Here is a 21,254-nt window from a genome sequence, read left to right on the forward strand (position 1 = left end):
AAAATCAAGCGGTTACTAAAATTAATGAGCTAGCCGATAAGACAACTTAGTCATACAATCTCAAATTAGTGTGATTTCTACTATCAATTTAATAACCTATGTATTTATCCAAGAAACTTAATATCTTCTTGTTGGCCTCAAGGACATTTTCCTCTTTGTAAAAACCATGCCCTTCCTTATTCTTAACAAGCCATTCATATGGGTATTCTGCTGCATCAAGTGCTTCTTTTAGTGATTCAGCATGCTCAATAGGCGCTCTTTCATCATCCTCGCCGTGAATTATCAGTACAGGGACTTTTAAATTAGTTACATTTTGGGCAGGAGATTGCAATTTCAATTGCGACTTATCTGAGCCAAGTGTCGTATCTAGGTAAGCATCACCCCATGTGTGATTTTTGACATCACCTTCCTTATACAACATTTCCAAATCATAAACGCCTGCATATCCTATTGCACATTTAAACTTATCAGGCTGACGTATTGAGCTTTGTAAGGCACTATAACCACCAAAGCTAACGCCATAAATACACATTCGGTTTTTATCTGCTATGCCTTCCTGCACTGCATAATTTGTCGCAAGTAAAATGTCATCTTGTATTTTAGTTCCCCAATGCCCATAGCCCGCTTCCATGAAATTATCACCATAGCCGGTTGAGCCTCTAAAATTAACTTGTACTACCGCATAACCTCTATTAGCTAACATTTGGACTGTTGGATCAAATCCCCAGTAATCTCTCACATGAGGGCCACCATGGGGATAAATAACAGTAGGTAAGTCTTGGTCTTTCCCTTGTGGTTTTGTTATTAGGCCATTTAAAATTAAACCATCTTTTGTTTTGATCCTAAATGGCTCTGTCATTGCCATTTCACTTGGCTTAATCCAGCTTCGAGCATCGAGTAACTTCTTGGCCTCCATAGACTCTGTATCAAACAAGTAAAATTGTCCAGGATTTTGGTCACTACTGACATGAACCACAGCGAGCTTACCATCTTTAGTTGTGCTACTAACTAAAACAGTGTCGCCATTAAACGCCTTAACCAATGATTTATGAAGTAACGCTTCTTTAGAGTCTGGGGTTAAATATATATACGCCGGATAATCCTCATCAATACGAAGGCCATAGACTTCATTTAACTTTGAGCTAATAGTATAAGTTGGATCTACCAGACTACTGCGGTACAGCTCAGTCTCTTTTTTTGTATTAAGGTTATAGTGAAATAACCCTTTGGGTCCCCCGTCTTCACTTTTTAATGCATATATACTATTGTTGTCATCAGTGAAAGCGATCGGCTCAAAAGTGCCTTCAAATGCACTTCCAAATGGAGACCATTTATCCCCTTTTCCAGTGGAATAAAATAATCTCGACGTAAAGTCGTCGTCTGTGCCAGTTACGAACCTAGGATTACCATTATGGTCAACAAGAAATTGACTGTAAGGCATTGGGGCTCTTTTAACCTTTCTCGTTCTACCGTTGTACACATTTAGTCTTAACACCTCGGGAATAACATCACTTCTTCGACTTAATGCTTGTGATCGTATTAAAACATATTTATCTTGCCCCTCTAAGGTATCAAGAAGAAACCCACCTTTACCTGATGGTGTTTTGGCTCGATAACCAAAAATCATTCGACCTTTTTTTCCATCAAAATTAACTGCATATATTTCACCATAACTAGCAGGTTTAGCTAAAGAACCACGCACTTGCTCCACTTGTACAATAACGCGTTCATTATTAACCCAATAATAATCTGCAACTTGGTCACGTTTTTCACCTCCTAAAGAGGCCGTCACTTCGTAAGTTTTACTATCCAAAAAAGTAAGAGTCTTACGGCCATCTGTATTGATAAGCACAGCAAGATGTTTACCATCTGGTGATATTTTTACATTGTAGAATTCAGGCGAGCGCGAGAAATCATTTATTGTGGCAGCATAAACAGTTCCACCTAAATAAATATGAAGCAACACCAATATGGGTATTAAATACAGAATTTTATAACCTAGAATACATACAACTCTTTGACTTTTCATTCTCACACCCCTTTTAATACTACTAACATAACTACCTAAATTAAAATCAAATTGGTAGAAAACACCACAATATATAAATTAGTTAAGTCAATCACTTTCGATATCTTTAATTTAAACTTAAACTTAAACAATATTTAAAGTGACATTATATGTTGTACAAACTCATCCCCCCCGCGCCTTAAAAATCAAAAAAGAAAAGAAAAGAACAGTTGATACAATAGCAATAACTAGGATTGCGATTAATATTTTTGAGCCTTTCGCTGACTGATAAAGCCCAAATTCAAGCGGCATAAAATCTTCAATTTTTTTTGTCTTTTTACTTCTCATTCTTTCTTCTCTCCTACGCTATTTGAAAAATAACCTCCAAAAAACCATCGCCCAGTCGCTAGCCAATGTATAAAACAAATTTTTATTAAAATCAGCAAAAACAACAAAACACGAACAGGGTTACTAATTGACTCAAATGTAACAACTAAGGTTAAAAGTATCTTCATTAATCCAAAAACAAAAATAGGAATTAATATTGATTTCATCACACAACCTCCAATCAAGTTCCAAAAGCTTATGTATAATTTAAGATAAAAATAACAAATAAAAAATTATGAATTGAATGTAAAAATATTGGCATAATGACACCTCTAGTTCTATACCTACTAACTCCTAGAACGTAGATGATAAACGGCTTCAACATATATCTCCTTTGGGGCGGGAGCATATTGCATTAACAGGTGTATACCATTGGTCAAGTCCTTAGCGTAGGATAGTTTATTAATTCCCTGTCTACCCCTAAATCTGAATTTGCGACAAAACCTGCCTAAGTGCTTACGCTAATTACCAGCAAATTAAGCCTCTCCAAAATCAAACAATCTAATTTAGGAGAGGCTTTTACTTATACCGAACTATATCGGTTATTTTGAGCTTAAATATCAATTAAAGTATGTATAAAACACCAATAAAGCTCCGAAAATAGAGCCCAATATAAATGCACTCAATTGATAATTCTCAATTATATTTTTTATCATAATTTAGCACTTATTATAATTGCTTTGGTATCTATATGGCCTCCGCATATACTTTCTTGCTCAGCTACATTAAGTTTTCTCATAAAAACCCCTTAAAGCATCTTGTAAGCAGCCATAGATAGACTAGCTCAAAATGCTTTGTAAGCTAGTAGCAACGTTGTTATGAAAAATAACTGTATTAAAAATCAGTTTTTTTGCAAAATTTTATGCAATTGATATGTTAAATATCGTTGCCATAAATAAAGGCTAGCAACAAAAAAACCACTTAATATAATTGGCATTGAGCTAAAACAATATCCTAAAAATATTGCAAATACTGAATGAAATAATATTTCAAATTTATAATTGAAAACGGTTTTCAACTGCATATCTAGTAATTTTTGGATAAGTTTCATTTTAAGTTTCTGATTTATTTCATACATTCTGAATAGGCTGTAAAGAACGCCCCTGCTACAGTCCAAGGACCACCTAATGGTGATACAGCTAAAAAGACTGCCGCTGGTAAGCACATATCGCCCCCATTAACCTGTTCAATTTCATTCATGGTTAGTTCTTCAATAGTTATTAACAATTAAAAACAGTTAAACTCATTACGGCGAGCTCTATTTCGTTTTCAATTGCGACTTACCGGAGACAAGTGCAGTCTCTAGGTAAGTACCACCCCCATATTTAGTTTATTCGTCAACTTTGTGCCAGAATCCAATAAATAACCACACGCCCCTCAATCACGCTCTAACATTGAAATTAGCCTCAAACATAAAATTGTGTTGTATGCAAGAATTGTTATAATCATCAATTCAACGAAAGTTGACTTGTCAGTTTCAAGACCATATGTGATATAGAGCATAAGAACACACAAGAAGTAAATTATTGAAATACATTTCATGTAAATATTTTTCATTTGAGCCTCGACTACATTATCCAGTACTATGGCAGCTAACATTATGTTAGCTGCCAACCAAATTATTATTGAGCGTCTTTAACGTAACCTAAATATAACATAGCACCACCTACAGCAAGCCCGAAACCTCCTGTAGCGACAGTTCCAGCAAAGCCTAGACCAATTACAGCTATGCCTCCTGCCGTCCAATCATTCATTCCGCCATTAACCTGCTCAATTTCATTCATTGTCAACTCTTCAATTTTAGAAACTTGCATAATATTTTCCTTAATTTAAACTATGTAACGTTATGTTTGCCTAAGTGTTTAGTCGCTCAAATTGAGCCACTAACCTTAAGCGATTGACCAAGGGCGCGGTTTCCCGCTAAAGTTGCTGCGCCCTTGCTTTTAACTGATGAAACACTTCGTTATTTTTAACGTTTATACTTCACCAGCTAAAATTCTTTTTCTCTATTGGCTGCTTTACTGCGCCACTCCCACTAACTTTTGCATTTCGTCCTGCGTGTACACTTTACCTTGATGCATAACAAGTACTTGCTGCGCTTGTTTAATCGTTTCTGGTCGATGAGCGATAATGACGCGGGTCATCTCAAGGTGCTTTATCTGCTCACTGATTTTTGCTTCATTCTCAACATCCAGGTGACTAGTCGCTTCGTCCATGAACAGTAGACTAGGCTGCTGATATAAGGCTCTAGCAAGTAAAAGACGCTGCACCTGACCACCTGAAAACTGACTCCCCATATCACCCACCAATGTGTTATAACCCATGGTCATCTTATTGATATCGACATCTATCTCAGCCATTTGCGCACATTGCTGCATGCGTAAGTAATTGGGCTCAGGCTCAAAAAAAGTTAAGTTGTCGGCGATAGAGCCAGAGAGTAGAGTGTCATCTTGCATCACAGCTGCAATTTGCTGCCGATACTGCGTTAAACCAACTTGAGTAATATCCTGACCATCTAATAAAATACGCCCTTGGGTCGGTCGTAATAACCCAAGCATTAATTTAACTAAAGTGGTTTTACCGCAGCCTGACTCACCAACAATAGCAACGGACTCCCCTGCGTTAATGGTAAGAGATACATCGTTAATAACATTCGGCTCGCTATCACCATAGTTATAACTGACATGCTCGAGTGTTAACTGGCCGGTTACTTTATTCAGCAACATATTGCTGTCACGATTAGATTCTTGCTCATGCAATGCAATGTCTGAAATTCGGTCAAGGTGCAGGCGTAGCATACGAAACAAGATAAGCTGTTCGATTAAGTTGGCGAAACGTTCCGTTAGTTGATTCTTGTAGGCAATAAATGCGAGCACCATACCAATGGTTAAATCACCCGTCATCACGATAGTGGCTGCAAGGTAGATAACAATAACGTTCTCAAGCCCAAATAGCAGCTTGTTAAATGCATCAAAGCTTATGTTGAGTTTACCTAAACGAATATCGGCATTAATCACTTCACTATAACGATTTTGCCAAACACTTTGTCTTTGAGGCTCACAAGTAAATAGCTTTATTGTTTGAATGCCACGGATATTTTCAAGGAAATTAGTTTGCTCTTTTGCACTCGCTTGAATTGAGCCTTCGGTGGCTCGGTGCAAGGGACGATAAAGCATCAAACGTAACAACGCATAAATGAGAATTGCAGCAACAACCACTAATGTCAGTTGAACGCTGTACATCAGCATCATCACTAATACAGCAATCGACATGATGCCATCAACAACCGTTTCAACAAGTCCTGTAGTAAGTCGTTCACGCACTTGCTCTAAAGAGCCAAATCGGGACACTAAATCGCCTACGTGACGCTTTTCAAAATAGCTCATCGGCAATCGAAGTAAATGACTTAATAGGTTAACGCCCATTTGCATATTGAGTAAACTCGACACTCTGAGAATTAACCAGCTACGTACAGCGGTTGTGATGACATTGATTATTGCCAGCAGTGCAAAGCCAAAAGCTAATACGATTAATAAAGGCTTATCTTGACTAATCAACACTTCATCTACCACCCATTGCATATAATATGGGGTAACAAGAGAAAAGACTTGAAGTAGTATAGAAAGTATAAACAAGGAAATTAGGGTTTTGCCAAACCCAGTCATTTTACTCCAGAGTTGAGACAAGCGCATTTGTTGTCGTTCATCCTGCTTTTCAAAACCTTTCGCAGGAGTTAACTCTAATACGATACCTGTAAAGTGCTCAGTAAATTCTTTTAGCTTGAGCTTTCTTTTGCCCAAGGCAGGGTCATTAATAGTGACGCCTGAATTTGTTACACCTGTCAACACCACAAAGTGATTCATATCCCAATGCAATACACAAGGAAGCGTCAGTTTCCCTACCTCTTCAATAGGGCACTTAAGCGCTCGACTCGCAAACCCGAGACTGTCACTCAAAGTAATTAACTGCTGCAAGTTCATCCCCTTAAGGTCTGCCCTGTAGCGCTTTCTTAATGCAGCCATATCCATTTTATGTCCATGAAAGCTTGCCACCATCGCAACGCAAGCAAGTCCACATTCGGCCATTTCAGCTTGAAGTATCAAGGGAACACGTTTTTTACCCGAAAACGCTAGCAGTTCTATGGGGGATTCTTCATGATTTTTTTGCAAAACGTTGCTCATTACCCCACCCTTCCTTGCAAGCTGTAAATAGGGTCAAGTAACCAGTCAAGTAGACTTCGTCTATCTAGCACGATATCAGCCTCGATTAACATACCGCTTTTAAGTGGAAAGGTGTCACCATATGCCAACATATTCTGTTTCGACAATGCAGCTCTTATACGATACACAGGCTCTGATAAGGCGACTGGCACTTGAGCCTCACCATCAAGCAATAAAGCTTTATCAATTCGAAATATATTACTTTCAATAAAGCCAAACCGTTGATAAGGAAACGCATCAAAGCGAAGTCTGGCCTCATCACCCTCTTTCACAAAGCCAGCACTGCGAGTTGGGAGTAGCAATTCTGCAACGAGCTCTGCTCCTTTAGGGATTATGCTCAATAAAGGGCGGCTATTAACAATAAACTCTCCATCAACAATATGTATAGAAGCTATCGTTCCAGCTTCATTGGCTCGAATGACATAACGATAATTATTTTCTGTCTCATCAATTTGGCGTAAAATATCTGAACGCCCACGAGCTAATTCCCCAGCTTTCAATTTATACTGCAAAGGGAGTAAGGCGAGCTCAGCTGTTGCAGCATTCAACTGGCTTTGAGTTTGTATTTGACTTGACTTTAAATTCTTAATCTCTTGTTGAATGGAAATAAGCTTTTCTTGTTGAGATTGATTGTCTAATGAAGATAAAAAACCATCTTTATAGAGTTTGTCATGCTGAGATAGTTGCGCAGTCTGAAGCGCAAACTTTTTATCTAACAGCGTCTCAAGCTGATTCAATACCGTAAGTGAAGTTAGGTTGTCACTTATGGATACATTTAAGCGTGCCTCTTCTTCCTTTTTCATTGCCTCGTTAACGCTTTGCTCCGTTTGAAGCAATAAAAGCTGCTGTTTCAACTCACCGATGAGCGACTCGCTCAACTCTTCTCCAGATAGCATGCTACGCCTAAGGACTATGGTGGCTAACGGGCTTCCTTTTTTTACCGTGTCGCCTTCCGTCACATGCAGCAATTCAACATTACCACTACTGTTAGCGAAAACTTTAATTAACCCTCTATCAGGAACTAAATATCCCTGAACAGTTTCTTTGCGGGCATAGTGAGAATAAGAAAGGAAGATAAAAATTGCGGTTACAATGAGTAATAAAGTGAATGCTGAAAAATAAATTGAAATAGGCTGAGCCAATGACACATCACCGTGTAATTTTTGTTGCTGTGCCTCCATGGCTTGTTGGCGAAACAATCTTGACATCATTAACCTCCGCCCAATAAAATACACACAAAATAAACCACACCTCTTCACAAAACACTAACCTACACACGAGTGCCGTTCACGTTAAAGATCATTATTTTACATTAACAATGATATTCCACTCGTCATCCAACTTCCGACTAGTAACAATATGGATTAATTAATTGGGTCACTTAAATAAGGTAATTCCTACCAATTGGACATTTTAAGTACACTTAAACATTACACCTTTCATTACTTTATCCTTAAAAATCGGTAGGTTACTTTAACCATAAAACAGCTGGTTATATGTAACTTTTACCTAGGATAATAGTAAACACTTACCATGAAGAACCTACTTTTAACGTGGTCACAATACCGAAGACAACTCCTGATTTACTCTAAGGGAAAGCCTATCTAACCTAGATATCGTTAGGTTTAAGGAGACTCAAACGTTACATTCAAAAGCCCGAATAAGCTTGTCATTTTTATCTATATTTTGCTCTAAAAATTCCATGTAACGTTGCCTTCTAAAGATAACCATCACAGGTGATTTCATGAGTCAAAAACTAGCATACATTAGAGTATCAACAGTCGAACAAAATCTTGAGCGACAACTTCATAGTATGAGCTTCGATAAAGTGTTTGAAGACAAATGCTCAGGCAAAGATTCAAACCGAAAAGGGCTAAAAGAGCTCATTGATTATGCTCGTGAAGGTGATGAAATCTTCGTTCATGACATCTCGCGTATGGCACGTAATACAGCAGACCTATTAAAGATCGTTGAGTTATTCAATTCGAAAGGCGTTACTTTGAGATTTGTTAAAGAAAGCTTAGCCTTCTCAGGCGAATCCAATCCAATGAATGATCTTATGCTCACCCTACTTGGGGCTATTTACCAATTTGAGCGGAGTATGATTCTGGAACGTCAACGCGAAGGTATTGAAATCGCGAAGAAAAAAGGTAAATTTAAGGGTAAACAACCCAACAAGGAGCTCTATCTTAAGATACAAAAACTGTTTGATAAGGGCATGACTAAGCGTTCAATAGCAATTGAATTAGGCTGCTCGAGGCCTACAGTATATAGAGCACTATGCAGTGCAACGTCTCAACTGTAATAGCTCAAACTTATCCAACAACTTTTAAATCAGTTTCTGTAAAAAGTCCAATATGAAAATTTAACCTCAATCCCTTTTCTGATTATATTTTTTAAGCCGAATTGTTTTATATCTCTAATGCAAGCGTCTTACTAGTGGCCAGCGGACAAAAATATTCAATAGTTGACCTTTCTAATTATTTTTAATAAGTGAGGTCTTTTTTTAAACTGAGAACTATAATGGTAAAGATTAACTTATCAAACTTATGTTTAAGATTTTTACCATACCTAGCGCTAGGATCATCAGTAATCAAATCTTCAAGCCACTCTTCAAACTCCTCAAAGTAATCTTCTATATTTTCAACCCCTTTCTCGTTCAAATAACCATACATCTCACGTTCTATTTCTTTTTTATTTTTAACATAGATTGATTCAACTAATTCTTCAAGTTCAAACCTTTCATTAGAAGAAAGGTTTAATGGATATGAACTTTTGCTATGTTTCGCACTAGAAATATTACTGCCAAATTTTTTCCATATTGAACCAAAAAATTCAATACCTAATAAATTAAGTTCGCAAACTACTTTTACACATTCGCGTTCAGAACTTATTTTTAAATGTTTTTTAAAATCTGCCTTTGTCATTTTACGTAGGTATTTTTTATCTTCTTGACTCAAAGATTGCAACTTGTCAATTTTAGCATTTAAAACCTTTATATTCTCTTCGTTGACATTTGATTTATCCATTAAATTTTTAAATATATAACTATATTCAAGCCAATCGATTGGCAACCTTGGTTGCAATGGTTTAGTTTTCATATTCACCTCAAAAATCACATTATTAATAAATAAATTTTATTTATTAATAACCCACACCAAACAATATCATCTAAAACTTTAAATGCAGCCCTAATATAAATAGTTTTTTAACGATAAATAATTATTAAAAGCCACTTCATCAACACATTACAAAACCGTCAGAAAATACATTCTAAAACCGTCAGAAAATATATTCTAAAACCGTCAGAAAATACATTCTAAAACCGTCAGAAAATACATTCTAAAACCGTCAGAAAACACTACTAAAAATCACAGTAAAACACAAACAAAAATCACCTAAAAACTTTCCTGTAAATAAAAAAATTCCTACAAAAACAAAAACTGTAAAGAGTAAATATCAGCAGCCAGCATTGCTACTGACAAACATAAAATCTGCATTGTGTAAGCATAAAACACCAAATCACAGAAGGCGCTTTACCGCTCTATAAATGCAGGAAATACACTTATTCATTCAATTATAGAAGAGACACTTATGAAAGCATTCAAATCAACATGTAGTGGTACTGACACTCAGCACAATTCAAAACACTCATCTACATCCCACAACTGCAACACAAAAAATAAACAAACAAATCCAAAAGAACCCAAATTTGTTAAGCGAACTTTGGATAAAATGACTTATGATTTTGCTTCTATTGAAAACAAGTACAGTTATCTTTTTGATGACCATTCAACGTTAGATAAAGATGATATTTTCAAGAAGGTTTTCAAATATTTTAACAAGGCAGAAACTGCTCTAAGAAACAAAACAAAATTAAAAGAACTAAAACTATTTAGTAGTAAGATAATAAAAGAATTAAACACAAAACTAACTATTAGTTTAGTCAGCCCTAAGGAAAATATAAAATCAGGAGTTGACGATATTGAATTAACATTCAGCTTACGACTTAATGACATGGATAAAGTAATCCATAATCTCAATAAAACAAGCGGAGTTAAGAACTGCATGCATCACAAGCGAAAGGGCTATAATGAATATAACAATAAATTTGAGTTCAAATTCAGAAAAGGTGGAGCTTTTATTATTTATTACAAAAAAAATAATGCTGGCACTCAAATTGAGAAATGTTTTTTATCATTTAGACCAAGCGAAGCTCCCCTTTCGTCAATAAATAAGTTCTTCTTCATAATTAAAGAATCTATTGGAACAGGAAATTACAAGTCTTTTTTGAAATCCATCAAGGTTATACGAAAAGATTTATGCATAGAAATTTATGATGTACCATCCAATCTTATATTGGTTGATACAAAGTCAAAGATTAAAAACATATCTGTTTTTGATAACGCTAACTCTTTCCACGGGACGACTTATTTGGGAAACGATCGTAACTCTCACACTGCGATCTACTGCATGACTAGAAAATTATTAGATAAAGTCAACAAAAAGTATGGCGATAACATTGTTAATAAAATAATGGAGTCCGTAAGTAGAGTATATTGTGGCACTAAAATAGAGCGACGTTTGAAATCAAATCAACAACGCTCAATGAGCACATCAATAAAGCATTTAGAGTGCATAAATGGACACCAATTCGATAACTTACAATTCTACTCCCCTAGGGTATTTAACGAACTAAGCGAAGCTATGATACGAAAAATTCTCATAAAAGGTTTTGCTAAACGCCATGAAACATTCACAAATAAAGAGCTATCAAAGCTGAAGCCTATTTTGGGCTCACACTTATTGCACTTTGAACATGAGGATGTTTGTGATGAACTCACAAGTTATTTGCTCGCTATCAAAAAAGTCATCATCTCACCAAAGGTTAAACTTAAATGATAATATGATGGTGGGATTGCTCCCACCTTGGCTATTTAATTAGAAACGTTAATTGAATATGGAACTGTAGTGGCTAACGAAAACTGGCCACTACATATCAAAGGTTACAGGACTTATTAACAAAGGAGTTGCCTACCCCTTGCTCTTCTTCAATTCTGCTATTTCTCAAGCATTCCCATTCATCCACGGGGTCTAGCCTATCCCAGAATAAATACAAAATTAGCTCGTCGGAAGATATCTGTGCCCCATGTGTTTTAATCATATGGAAATATGTACGAGCAATATCTCCCTTAACACTATCAGGTGGCTCAGCCACATCCTTATCAAAGTCTATTTCAAAGTCACACTTACCGTAGGCTCTTGGCTCTCCTTGAATGACTGCAAAAGAGAAGTTTGAGCGGTCACCATTTAACTCACCGACAGCAGGTGTCAGGTTATTCATATCATCGTGGCCTTTCTTAAATGCAGGGTTTAGCTTGTACGCACAATCTCGGCCACTGATATACTTGCCGTTGGGCTTCTTACATTCAGGGTAATTCCTTTTATTCTTCCATTCATCTAAATGGCCACCGATAACATGGGCAGGCACAATATGTTCCCACTCTATTCGACTTACTCTTGCGTTAGCTTCGCCTTTCTTAGTTATCGGATTCCTTGCTGTATAACCACAATTCTCTGGATAAATCATTGTCTCGTGGGTATTTCCATCACCATCTCTATCCTTAAGGTCATCAAATACATAGTCACAACCGCAATAAAAAGTTATGTGCTTATCAAAGTACACCCCCTTTTCCGCTTTTGATTTAGCATTACTAAAGCTTGTTGGATATCCAGCTAAAACTGAAGTTGATACCCCAAAAAGCAGTATCAATAAAAAGAAGCGATACATGTAATTATCCTTAATTAATAGAATCCAAACTTTCTTAAGCAAGCTAACGTACTGCTATCCAATAAACAAGTACTTAGACTAGTCAGCCCATCCACAGGACTCTCCTATTCACCCAACAACACCCTCATTCAAATATAATAACTTTGTCATTTAAATCAATGAGGTAGGCGTTTTATCCTGTTACCTTGGTATCAAAGAAAATACCAAGGAATACTATGCAAACAGTTGAATCTAATGCACGGTACATAGCATCAACAGTTGCTTCAAAACTGCTAGATATTGAAGTATTAGACGATGATTTCATTCAAGACTTACCTAGAGATATCATTAGCCGCATAACAGGAAGACGTTTTAAAAAGTTTTATGGTGAATGCCCTCGCAAGAAGCTCATTACATTTCAAAAGTCACTATCTTCGGTCAAAGTAGATAAATCATTAATACCTGTTTTTGAACATAACTTGGCACTACTCGTTAATAAGCTTCAATTGCCCGTTGAGTGCAAAAAGGTACTGAAATTATGCGCTGTTACTACTATAAACGAAGGGTTATTCGCATTCTTTGATGAACACCTTCGCCATTGGGTCAGTGATGTCGATATTGCTGTAGCTGAAATATTAGGGCTTAAAGTTGATGAACTATCTACTGCCGTCCAGTTAATCTCTAACAGTTCTCTCTTTGAGCAAAAGGAGCTGTCTATTTTTGGCTTGCTGTTAATGCCTCATGTACTGGCTAACAACTTAATGAGCCACAAAGCGGATTCATATCATGACTTGCTGGACGGCCTTTACTACCAAATACCAACAACCTCTTTAACCCTTAATGATTATCCTCATATCGAATCCAAGCACGTTAGTCAGTATTTGAAGCAGGCGTTAAAACACAACACAAAAGGCGTCAATATCCTTCTGCATGGAACAGCGGGTACAGGAAAAACCTCTTTTTCACAGGCATTAAGTCGCTATACCAAGTCAAACCTGATTGCAGTAAAAGCGGTTGGCGAGAACCTATTTCATGGTGTTGATGAAATAAACTCAGATAGGAATATTGCTCATTTACGATTACAGCATTACCGCCTAATGCAACGGCTATTTACATCGGGTGGCTCTAGTTGCCTTTTACTCGATGAGGTAGAGGATATCTTCAGTGAATATGCCAATGGTTTAAAGGTCAGCAAAGATAGGCTTCATTCCACCTTAGAAACCAATAACCTACCCTGTATATGGATTACTAACCACATTGATTGCTTACCAGAATCGGTCATTAGACGTTTCAGCTACGTGCTTCATATTGGTGTTCCACCCAGACACATTAAAGCCGAGATATTAGCCAAACCACTTAAGGGATTAAGGGTTTCACAAGGTTATAAAAATGAATTGGCAAACCTGCCTGATTTGACTGTGGCTCATGTTGTTAATGCCAGTATTGTGGCTAAAGCCTTAAACCTAACAGGCAAGAATGCCGAGCATTGCATAGACCATCATATTGAAGAGTGCTTATCGGCTTGTGGACTTCAAACAACAACCACCCGCTATAAACCTGAAATGGACTTTAACCCTAACTTTATCAACCTTGTTGGCTCGCATACCCATGTCGAGCAGGTCATTAAAACCGTTTCCCACTTTACTGGTTCAAGGTCACTGTTACTGGGCTCTGCTGGTACAGGTAAATCAGCTTTAGTTCATTACATTGCGCAGCAAATAGAGCAAGCGCTAATCGTTATCAAACCAAGTGACGTGCTATCGAAGTATGTGGGAGAAGCAGAACAGAATATTTCAGCGCTGTTTAAGCAAGCTAAAAACGAAGATGCGATTATTTTTCTTGATGAAGTTGATAGCGTGCTAACGAGTCGAGAAGTGCTATCACAACAGCACGAGAGACAGCTTGTAAATCAAATCCTCATCGAATTAGACCAATGTGAGCAAACTATATTCGCAGCAACTAACTTCGCTGGAAATCTCGATACAGCGCTTCTCAGACGATTCGACTTCAAGCTGCAATTTCAATATTTATCATCAAAGCAAGCAATTGCACTTTACGAAGATTTATTCGGTAAACCACCAGCGGTTATAAGCCATGGATTAAAGCAACTGAGTTATTTAAGCCTAGGTGATTATGCGATTGTCGCTAGAAGAAACCGTATGAGTAAGAAACCATTAACGGACGAGAGAAACCTCGAAATCTTAACTCAAGAAAACAACAGGAAGAAACCAAACCAACCAATCGGATTCATTAAGTAAACCAACCCAAAGCATTCAGCTTTAATCCACAACCACCCTAAAGGAAAACACCTCATGACTAAATCATTATTGAGCTCGCTCAAGGTCACGTCACGCCCAGAGAAAACCTCTGATAACCCAATCTTAAAACGCAGGGAGAAACTGCTATCTAAACTCGACCAGCAACTGGCAATGGCAAATGCACTTGTTAACGGAGAAAGCTATACCGCTTACCGCGAAAAGTGGCAGAAAAACCCAGAAACTGGCACACAAGAAAAGGTACGCATACCAAAGAATGTGAGCAAGTGGTTCTACAAACGTAACAACCAATACTTTTTTGAAGTGCGTTATGCCAACAAAGCCCTTGAGCTCAGCAAAGGCAATCATGCTATTGAAGTCGGTGAGCTAGACAGCTTAACCCAAACCATTACCACCGTTATTGATGCCGTGGTCGCGGGTGAAGTTGATGAACTCTTAGCCTCAATTGCCGACAAGTCACCTTTGAAAAAGAAATAATCTTACAGTGCCTGTTCTGTCAGGCATTTATCTTCAAGCACCTATCTGGATTACATTTTAAAACTTGGTATCCTAGCCACATCATTGATACCAAGTTGAGGATTAAGTATGGAATTATACCAACAAGAGTTTGGCCAGCACTTTAACCTTGGCTTCGACCTATCCAAGTTCCCTTGGTTAGTAGACAAAAGCTGGCACAACGATATTTCACCCAGTTTTTACTTTAAAACGCGGACTGGTTATATGGTGCTTTGGGTTGATTATGAAGCTCCAAACCAAAGAGAAGACAGCAGCCTAGAGCGGTATGTCGTAATGACTGCTGTTAATAGTGGTACGGATGAACTACCTGAGATCTATCATGATGAAAATTGCGAACAAATATATTCTTCAGAAGAAGCCATACCACTTACAACTTTTTTAACAAAACTAATTTTATCTAATAAGTAAGATTGTTTAAAAAAGCGTTCAAAGTGAACGCCATTTATTCGTAACCTCTTTATGAGTCGCCAATTGTTCAACTTTCACGTTTATGCAGTCGGTCCAAAAAGTAGTTCCATTTGCCGGATCTGTTTGTCCTTCTTTCCAAATCACACCTCTGCTTTCTAATTGCTTGATATTAATACCGCCTAAAATATATGCCGTATGAAATCTATTTAAATCTTTAGTTTTATTAGTTCTATCTCTTTCAAGCGAAACAAAAATATAGTAGTCAGGTCTCTGGTGAGAGTGATTATACAAGGGAACCGAACAATCATAATCTGTTCTAGGGACCACTGTTCTATCCTTCGTTTTCACATCAAATGTTTCACCATTTCTTAATGTGTAATCGTGCGTAGTTAATTCTCTATCATCTTTGAATGAAATACCTTTACTTTTCAGCCATTGCTCGACAACTATCTCCCCAAGAACACCTACTTGATTAGCGGCTTCACCTCTATGCGATCCTTCCCACACAGGTGTATCGTCTAATTGTGATTGAGCCATCTCTAATATAGACTTTGTTATTGAATACTTTTCCATTACTTACATCCTTGTGGCTTGTTTAATTTATAAGTCATTGGCTTAGGAAAAAGTAACTCAAGGTCTCTCTTATTGATCTTAAAAAGAGGCCCCTTTTCACTAACCTTATTACTCTTACCGCTTCGCTTAATAAGGTGATCCATAGTGATCACGCCAGATTGTATCAATGGCATAAGTTGGCTTGAAACAGGTGACTTAGTATGAGTGACTTTTAAGAGTTGATAATATTCAATACCATTAATAAACTCGCTCTTAGCTTCAATCCAAAAGGTCTCAGAATGCTTTTCTTTAAGCCTTTTACGCAATAAGTCACCAGACCAAACCGCTACAAGTTCAGACTTATTATGCCATTCTTGAAGCTCATCCTTCGATTGGTCATAGATAAAACTCAAACCTTGAGGGTTTTCTCGTTGAGTAGAAATAGTGCAGTAAAGTTTAAAATCATCACCGCGGTCATAACCATACTTATTAAGGATTTCAGCACTTTTCTTACATGGACTTTTATCCCATTCAGCAACTTGAGCAAACATTGTTGTGCGTGTCTTAACACCACGGCCAGACTTTAATTCAATACCTTTATAATCGGGTAACTTACTAGAGTTTGCCTCTATACCCAGCCTAGACTCTAACGTGAAGCCTATTCCTGTATCTCCAGTACGTAATGCTGGGAATGTAGTTTTAGCTAAAGATCTCAGTTTTTCTAACAACTCTTCAGCTATCGAGTTTCTCCTCTCACTGAAGCTAGATAAGAAGTCTTTGATACAAGAGTTTTCTTTGACCAAAGACTCACTAAGATCCACGGAACTAAGGTTAATGAGATAAGCCTCATCACCCTTAATCAAAATCGCAACTTGATCACCAGCCTCAGAAAATTGAGGCAACCCTCGGAACCACATTCTAGGATCGCCATTTTTTGTATTTGGGCGATAGAAACTAGATGTAGATTTAATCAATTGCTCATCAGTCAGCAGATAAGATATTTTTTTTACTTTATGCTCAGGCCCTTGTCCTTGTTCCCAATAAAAGTGGAATTGCTCTAACTCAAAATGGACTCTAACTGACTGAGTCGCGTCCAGAATTGATTTCTTCAACCCTGTAATTGTTGGCTCAAATAATGAGAATTCAATCCCCATTTTTACTAGAGTTCGTTTATTTTTATCAACTGAAAGCTTTAAATCATCAGAGATATCTACATAACGTTCATGTTCAAGAGCTTCATACTCTTCTTCATTAAGCACAACATCTTCATCGTCAATAAAATCTTGAGAAATATCTGGAGTCTTTTGTTCTAAAGCTGATTTTTTGTCTAAAGCATCTATGACTTCTAACCAAGAGCTAAAACCATAATCATTACTGATTAAATTAAGAGCTTCAGATTGCTTAATACCATTTTTCTTTTTTAAACGAGTAGCTTCTTGCTTCAAACGTCTTTCAGTAGGTAAAGTTTTTTTCATTGTAATTTCCTGACAGCACCCCTACAGAAATAGGGCCACTAATGAATATTGTGGGAAATGCAAAATTGCTTTACTGAAAATTTACAGAAGGCTAAAACCCTAGCCTTTTTTCAACTTACCATCCAAATATTACAACTGCAAGCACAAACGCCTGGACAATCACAAACTTGTTCAGTACTATTACACTATTATTGATATTAGGTAGGTCTAAATTGAACCATATAGAACTCTTTTCAGGATGCGGTGGACTTTCGTTAGGCTTAGAGGAAAGTGGATTTGAGCTAACAATGGCCAATGAACTTTCACCAATGGCAGCTGAGTCATTTGCTTATAATTTTTTTCAAGAAGATCTTGAAAGCCTTGCCGATTCAGGTAAACAACCAGAGAAAACAATCTGGCTAAACAGCAATCATGCAGAACTGAAACCTCGTTTACGTGAAAATCCATTTACTTTCCCATCATTTGATGAAGTAGGAACCAGCAGTTTTCCCACGAACATTAAAGATCTGAAAGGTAAACTCGTCGTTGGTAGTATTATTGAGTTCAACCGACGATTAGATGCTGATAAAGAACTCGTCAAACAACTCAAAACAGCCTTCGGTTCAGAAAGAGGGTTGGATCTAGTATCAGGTGGGCCCCCTTGCCAAAGTTTCAGTATGGCAGGCCTTCGTAAACTTGATTGTGACAAGAATACGCTTCCATGGGAGTTTGCTAAATTTGTAGAACACACCCAACCCAAAATTGCGATGCTTGAAAATGTCACCGGAATTCTGAGAGCTTTTAAGGATGATGAAGGTAAAAGTTTTCATGCTTGGTATGAAGTAGCGAAAGTTTTTGCATCAATAGGTTACGTGCCTCTTTGTTTACATATTAACGCCCGCTTAGCAGGAATTGCCCAGAACCGACCACGTTTCATTATGATTGCTGTTAGGCTCGATCATTACAAAGCTATTGCTGATGAACTTGAGGTTAACGATGCAAATATCCAATTATTTTCCCCATCATTAAAATTTTATGATTTAGTTCAGAAGTCAGGTAGCGAATTACCTTTTGGTCATTTAGATTGCTTCGATGCAACTAAACCTTCGCATCGACATTTGTTTGAAGAATCCTTTCTATCAGACTTAGTCAATGGTGACACCGTAACTGTTCGTGAAGCATTGGATGATCTTAAAAAGACTCACCCTTCTACACCTTCAAAATTTATCAGAACATTAAATGCTACTTTCAAAAGGTTACCTAAAAGACCTAAATTGATGAATCACGATTACCGTAATAACGGTGAAGTAGTACAACGCAGGTTTCGACTTTATCAAATACTCCAGACTATTGGGGAACCTTGGGTAACTAAAGCTGTTTTCTCAATATTAAAAGGAGATGCTACTGAGCTAAATGATCATGCGTGGGCAGTATGCCGTGAATATGAGTACTTACAGATAGATAATAAGTTGCGAGCCTTCAATTCTAAACAAGAGTTTATTGAATACCTTCACGCACACCCTACTAAAAAGCAGACACAAAAAGCATTGGCTGCAAATGCACCTGCACCTGCGGCGTTATCGATACCTGATGATGCTTGTCACTATGATAAACACGAACTTCGAGTACTGACAGTCCGAGAGATGGCAAGAATACAATCTTTCCCGGACAACTTTGTTTTCAGATCAAAAGTAACTACTGGAGGACATTACCGTAAGTTTGAAGTGCCTCAATATACTCAGGTTGGTAATGCTGTACCGCCATTGCTTGGGCTAAAGCTTGGGAATTGTATTTCAAAATTACTTTAAATTGCTTGAAAGGAAGAGCATCTAGCTGGTGCTCTTTACCATAGTTAACAGCAAGTAATGGCTTATATCTTATAAGCATCAACAACAGGTACTAAATTCCTCAATGAATCTAGCTTATGAGTGTAATTACTAGTGACTCCAAACTTACTGATTTCATGACCAACAACTTGTTGTAGTAAGTTTATGTTCATTGACTCTACATTCATCAGCTTAGTGATAAATGTATGTCTGAAACTATGAAATGTTCGCATATGACCAAGCTCATTAAGATACTCAATTTCTAGTGAATCTCTTTGTCTTGGAAGCCAGCTTGTTACAGACCTAGGCGAAGTAAGCTCATCAAACACCCGCTCGTTACAAGCCTGAACATGTTCAATTAAACCTGCATTAACCAAATCATGATGTACAGGTATTTTACGTTTAGCATTCTCAGTTTTAAGCTGCTGGCTTTCATGGCTATCGGTAATTAATAAGTAGTAACGTCCTGTTTCCGCATCTAATTTAAGGTCACTTTTCCTTAATTGAGCTAACTCCCCTAGCCTTGCGCCCGTATAAATGGCGAGGTAGATAATCCACTTCTTCCACTTGGTTTTTTCTTTCTCTGCCGCTTCAATCAGTTTCTTCAATTCCGCATCATTGAAAATCCCACGTACATTAGTCGAGAAATTTCTCTTGATAGAGCATGGTGAAGTTTCGATATAGCCAATCGTGTCACGCTTAGCATAAGCGAACACGCTTTGAAGCCACTTATAATATTGATGTACTGATTTAGATGCTTGCATGTCTTCTTCTGGCACATCGCAACTCAAGCGCTGCTCCCAAGTCATCTTGTTATACGGTGTAAGGTGCATTTTAGGTAATTCAAAACAGGTATCGATGAATTGACCAATATCTTTCGGCTTGTATTGGTCTATCGGTTTATCTTCCACCAGCACTTTCCACACGGCATATCTTCGGGCGTAATCCTTCTGCATCTTTGTAGATAATTTTTCTTTATTAATCTTATGTGTGATGAATTCTTCGTATACTTCAGAAAACAGGGGTGAACTAGACTCTTCTACTTGGGTAATTGGGGTAGGAGCTTGGACTATAGGCGCTGGTGACAGTAATTGTTGAAGCTCTCGCTCACTAGTCGCATCACCGTCAGCAATACTGTTAACGAGTTCATTCTTCAACTTACTAGATGTCGTTAACTTGCTCACTAAAACACGGAAAGCTAAGCTAGATTGCTCTGCTTCAAAGCCTTTATGCAATAAAAGCTGTCGTGCAAACTCAGTAACGCCATCCTCATCAACATCATCAGTGATACTGACCAGTAATTTGGTCATTGAAGATAACGCCTCCATGAAAGGCCATTTCTGAGCTTCTGATAAGCCAGCAATAACTTCTTTTAATCGAATGGTTCGAGTGTCGTTATCCTCAGCCTGCGAGATATAAGCTAACTCTGTAATGAATTTATTGTTCTTATCGAGGACGCTATCTTGGCCTAATACATTAACCGCATGAGCATGATTAGAATAACCTTGCTCAAGTTCTGCTACCAATCCATCTATATCACTCATTGCCAGTTGTTTTAGCATAGTGTCCTTTATCATCAGTAGTGAAGACGTTACTACACTAGTGTCTAACGATTTCGAACTAACAACAAGTTGTTTTAACTGCTTAATTTGTAGAGTAAACCGTTGAAGTTTTAGGAGTGCATAAGAGAGGTCTTGAGTGTTTAATGAAAGCCTAATCTCCCTGACGCCTAACCGTTTCGGTAGTTTAATTCGAAAATAAAACCACTCTTTACGGATATAAAGGTGCTTAGTGCCAGCTATTGCTTTCATTTTTCAATTGATTTTACAACGGTGTA

General features: G+C 37.5%; 18 protein-coding genes. 6 read left to right on the forward strand and 12 right to left on the reverse strand.

All coding sequences use genetic code 11. From position 1 onward, the window contains the following. Positions 1-88: 88 nt before the first annotated feature. The 7 genes from A9267_RS19435 to A9267_RS19465 all read right to left on the reverse strand — a co-directional run bounded on the left by A9267_RS19435 (position 89) and on the right by A9267_RS19465 (position 7,823). On the reverse strand, positions 89-2,029 hold the full coding sequence (locus tag A9267_RS19435) for an alpha/beta hydrolase family protein (protein ID WP_082972467.1): 1,941 nt from the start codon (positions 2,027-2,029) through the stop codon (positions 89-91). A 162-nt stretch (positions 2,030-2,191) separates the two neighbouring features. Further along, the gene (locus tag A9267_RS21855) at positions 2,192-2,356 is read right to left on the reverse strand and encodes a hypothetical protein (protein WP_156669212.1); all 165 of its coding nucleotides are present in this window, start codon (positions 2,354-2,356) and stop codon (positions 2,192-2,194) included. Then, positions 2,353-2,562, reverse strand: coding sequence for a hypothetical protein (locus tag A9267_RS19440; RefSeq protein ID WP_065110413.1), 210 nt, complete (start codon positions 2,560-2,562; stop codon positions 2,353-2,355). The genes A9267_RS21855 and A9267_RS19440 overlap by 4 nt, the downstream gene beginning before the upstream one ends. 898 nt (positions 2,563-3,460) lie before the next feature. After that, positions 3,461-3,595 carry a hypothetical protein gene (locus A9267_RS22210; protein ID WP_269454739.1) on the reverse strand — a complete coding sequence of 45 codons (135 nt, stop codon included), beginning with the start codon at positions 3,593-3,595 and terminating at the stop codon, positions 3,461-3,463. Positions 3,596-4,017: 422 nt separating this feature from the next. After that, positions 4,018-4,209 carry a class IIb bacteriocin, lactobin A/cerein 7B family gene (locus A9267_RS19455; protein ID WP_065110416.1) on the reverse strand — a complete coding sequence of 64 codons (192 nt, stop codon included), beginning with the start codon at positions 4,207-4,209 and terminating at the stop codon, positions 4,018-4,020. Positions 4,210-4,413: 204 nt separating this feature from the next. Then, positions 4,414-6,576 carry a peptidase domain-containing ABC transporter gene (locus tag A9267_RS19460; RefSeq protein ID WP_082972468.1) on the reverse strand — a complete coding sequence of 721 codons (2,163 nt, stop codon included), beginning with the start codon at positions 6,574-6,576 and terminating at the stop codon, positions 4,414-4,416. Next, a complete protein-coding gene (locus A9267_RS19465; protein WP_065110460.1) occupies positions 6,576-7,823 on the reverse strand; it encodes an HlyD family secretion protein in 1,248 nt (415 codons plus the stop codon). The genes A9267_RS19460 and A9267_RS19465 overlap by 1 nt, the downstream gene beginning before the upstream one ends. Before the next feature lie 536 nt (positions 7,824-8,359). On the opposite strand from A9267_RS19465, the gene A9267_RS19470 reads away from it, so the two are divergent. Then, a complete protein-coding gene (locus tag A9267_RS19470; protein ID WP_065110417.1) occupies positions 8,360-8,920 on the forward strand; it encodes a recombinase family protein in 561 nt (186 codons plus the stop codon). Between the two features lie 181 nt (positions 8,921-9,101). On the opposite strand, the gene A9267_RS19475 is transcribed toward A9267_RS19470, so the two are convergent. Then, positions 9,102-9,716, reverse strand: coding sequence for a hypothetical protein (locus A9267_RS19475; RefSeq protein WP_065110418.1), 615 nt, complete (start codon positions 9,714-9,716; stop codon positions 9,102-9,104). A gap of 493 nt (positions 9,717-10,209) precedes the next feature. On the opposite strand from A9267_RS19475, the gene A9267_RS19480 reads away from it, so the two are divergent. Further along, the gene (locus A9267_RS19480) at positions 10,210-11,517 is read left to right on the forward strand and encodes a hypothetical protein (RefSeq protein ID WP_065110419.1); all 1,308 of its coding nucleotides are present in this window, start codon (positions 10,210-10,212) and stop codon (positions 11,515-11,517) included. A gap of 97 nt (positions 11,518-11,614) precedes the next feature. Here A9267_RS19480 and A9267_RS19485 read toward each other — a convergent pair whose 3' ends face one another. Beyond that, positions 11,615-12,406, reverse strand: coding sequence for an endonuclease (locus tag A9267_RS19485; protein WP_065110420.1), 792 nt, complete (start codon positions 12,404-12,406; stop codon positions 11,615-11,617). Between the two features lie 215 nt (positions 12,407-12,621). Here A9267_RS19485 and A9267_RS19490 point away from each other — a divergent pair, with 215 nt between their 5' ends. The 3 genes from A9267_RS19490 (at position 12,622) to A9267_RS19500 (ending at position 15,585) form a co-directional block, all read left to right on the forward strand. After that, a complete protein-coding gene (locus tag A9267_RS19490; protein ID WP_065110421.1) occupies positions 12,622-14,643 on the forward strand; it encodes an AAA family ATPase in 2,022 nt (673 codons plus the stop codon). A 54-nt stretch (positions 14,644-14,697) separates the two neighbouring features. Next, complete coding sequence (locus tag A9267_RS19495) at positions 14,698-15,138, forward strand: DUF6641 family protein (RefSeq protein WP_065110422.1); 441 nt, start codon at positions 14,698-14,700, stop codon at positions 15,136-15,138. Between the two features lie 108 nt (positions 15,139-15,246). Beyond that, on the forward strand, positions 15,247-15,585 hold the full coding sequence (locus tag A9267_RS19500; RefSeq protein ID WP_065110423.1) for a hypothetical protein: 339 nt from the start codon (positions 15,247-15,249) through the stop codon (positions 15,583-15,585). 18 nt (positions 15,586-15,603) lie between these two features. Here the strand turns inward: A9267_RS19500 and A9267_RS19505 are convergent, their stop codons facing one another. Together A9267_RS19505 and A9267_RS19510 are read right to left on the reverse strand one after the other, a co-directional pair. After that, positions 15,604-16,158, reverse strand: a complete 555-nt coding sequence (locus tag A9267_RS19505) for a hypothetical protein (RefSeq protein ID WP_065110424.1) — start codon at positions 16,156-16,158, stop codon at positions 15,604-15,606. Beyond that, on the reverse strand, positions 16,158-17,612 hold the full coding sequence (locus A9267_RS19510; protein WP_065110425.1) for an MvaI/BcnI family restriction endonuclease: 1,455 nt from the start codon (positions 17,610-17,612) through the stop codon (positions 16,158-16,160). The genes A9267_RS19505 and A9267_RS19510 overlap by 1 nt, the downstream gene beginning before the upstream one ends. A gap of 212 nt (positions 17,613-17,824) precedes the next feature. Here A9267_RS19510 and A9267_RS19515 point away from each other — a divergent pair, with 212 nt between their 5' ends. Continuing rightward, positions 17,825-19,399, forward strand: coding sequence for a DNA cytosine methyltransferase (locus tag A9267_RS19515; RefSeq protein ID WP_065110426.1), 1,575 nt, complete (start codon positions 17,825-17,827; stop codon positions 19,397-19,399). A 62-nt stretch (positions 19,400-19,461) separates the two neighbouring features. Here the strand turns inward: A9267_RS19515 and A9267_RS19520 are convergent, their stop codons facing one another. After that, complete coding sequence (locus A9267_RS19520) at positions 19,462-21,228, reverse strand: DUF3258 domain-containing protein (RefSeq protein WP_065110427.1); 1,767 nt, start codon at positions 21,226-21,228, stop codon at positions 19,462-19,464. Between the last annotated feature and the right edge of the window lie 26 nt (positions 21,229-21,254).

This window comes from Shewanella sp. UCD-FRSSP16_17, assembly GCF_001675935.1.
Taxonomy (GTDB): Bacteria; Pseudomonadota; Gammaproteobacteria; order Enterobacterales; family Shewanellaceae; genus Shewanella; species Shewanella japonica.

Coding starts and splice junctions, on each gene's coding strand:
- A9267_RS22210 (WP_269454739.1), bottom strand. CDS start 3,595: ATGAATGAAATTGAACAGGTTAATGGGGGCGATATGTGCTTACCAGCG.
- A9267_RS19485 (WP_065110420.1), bottom strand. CDS start 12,406: ATGTATCGCTTCTTTTTATTGATACTGCTTTTTGGGGTATCAACTTCA.
- A9267_RS19500 (WP_065110423.1), top strand. CDS start 15,247: ATGGAATTATACCAACAAGAGTTTGGCCAGCACTTTAACCTTGGCTTC.
- A9267_RS19465 (WP_065110460.1), bottom strand. CDS start 7,823: ATGTCAAGATTGTTTCGCCAACAAGCCATGGAGGCACAGCAACAAAAA.
- A9267_RS19440 (WP_065110413.1), bottom strand. CDS start 2,562: ATGAAATCAATATTAATTCCTATTTTTGTTTTTGGATTAATGAAGATA.
- A9267_RS19480 (WP_065110419.1), top strand. CDS start 10,210: ATGAAAGCATTCAAATCAACATGTAGTGGTACTGACACTCAGCACAAT.
- A9267_RS19470 (WP_065110417.1), top strand. CDS start 8,360: ATGAGTCAAAAACTAGCATACATTAGAGTATCAACAGTCGAACAAAAT.
- A9267_RS19455 (WP_065110416.1), bottom strand. CDS start 4,209: ATGCAAGTTTCTAAAATTGAAGAGTTGACAATGAATGAAATTGAGCAG.
- A9267_RS19520 (WP_065110427.1), bottom strand. CDS start 21,228: ATGAAAGCAATAGCTGGCACTAAGCACCTTTATATCCGTAAAGAGTGG.
- A9267_RS19490 (WP_065110421.1), top strand. CDS start 12,622: ATGCAAACAGTTGAATCTAATGCACGGTACATAGCATCAACAGTTGCT.
- A9267_RS19510 (WP_065110425.1), bottom strand. CDS start 17,612: ATGAAAAAAACTTTACCTACTGAAAGACGTTTGAAGCAAGAAGCTACT.
- A9267_RS19460 (WP_082972468.1), bottom strand. CDS start 6,576: ATGAGCAACGTTTTGCAAAAAAATCATGAAGAATCCCCCATAGAACTG.
- A9267_RS19495 (WP_065110422.1), top strand. CDS start 14,698: ATGACTAAATCATTATTGAGCTCGCTCAAGGTCACGTCACGCCCAGAG.
- A9267_RS19435 (WP_082972467.1), bottom strand. CDS start 2,029: ATGAAAAGTCAAAGAGTTGTATGTATTCTAGGTTATAAAATTCTGTAT.
- A9267_RS19475 (WP_065110418.1), bottom strand. CDS start 9,716: ATGAAAACTAAACCATTGCAACCAAGGTTGCCAATCGATTGGCTTGAA.
- A9267_RS19505 (WP_065110424.1), bottom strand. CDS start 16,158: ATGGAAAAGTATTCAATAACAAAGTCTATATTAGAGATGGCTCAATCA.
- A9267_RS21855 (WP_156669212.1), bottom strand. CDS start 2,356: ATGAGAAGTAAAAAGACAAAAAAAATTGAAGATTTTATGCCGCTTGAA.